Source organism: Streptomyces sp. WELS2 (assembly GCF_013870595.1).
In the GTDB taxonomy this organism is placed as follows: domain Bacteria; phylum Actinomycetota; class Actinomycetes; order Streptomycetales; family Streptomycetaceae; genus Streptomyces.
Genome location: NZ_JACBWZ010001389.1, coordinates 1 through 592 on the forward strand (window position 1 = coordinate 1; position 592 = coordinate 592).

The 592-nt window shown below is 71.5% G+C and carries 1 protein-coding gene; it reads left to right on the forward strand.

Annotated elements, in window-relative coordinates; translation table 11 throughout:
* Positions 1-7: 7 nt before the first annotated feature.
* Positions 8-592, forward strand: a 585-nt coding sequence (locus H5J33_RS36540; RefSeq protein ID WP_258565652.1) for a ketoacyl-synthetase C-terminal extension domain-containing protein, incomplete at its 3' end; no start/stop codon positions are given.

A 592-nucleotide genomic window follows, 5' to 3' on the forward strand; every position in this document is an offset into this window, starting at 1 on the left:
GTCCCTGCTGACCGAGGCCCGGCCGTGGCCGGAGACGGGGCGTCCGCGTCGTGCCGGTGTGTCGGCGTTCGGTATCAGTGGTACGAACGCGCACGTGATCCTGGAGGCACCGGTCGAGGAGACGTCGCCCGAGTCCGCGGTCGTGCCGGTGCCCTGGCTGCTGTCGGCCAAGTCCGAGCAGGCGCTCCGGGCCCACGCCCGCAGGCTTCAGGCGTACGCGGTCAAGGCCCCCGACGCGGACGGAATCGGCGCCGCGCTCGCCGTGCGGACCCGGTTCGCCCACCGGGCCATGGTGACCGGAGCGGAGGCACTGGCGGCCCTGGTGCGCGGGGAGGCGCATCCCGGGCTGGTGACCGGCGAAGCCCGCGACTCGGGCAAGTCGGCGTTCGTGTTCTCTGGTCAGGGTGGTCAGTGGGTGGGGATGGGGCGGGGGTTGTATCAGGTGTTCCCGGTGTTCGCGCGGGTGTTGGACGAGGTGTGTGGGTTGTTGGGGTTGCCGGTGGGGGTGTTGTTCGAGGACGGGGAGGGGGTGTTGGGGGAGACGTCGTTCACGCAGCGCGGGGTGTTCGCGTTGGAGGTGGCGTTGTTCCGA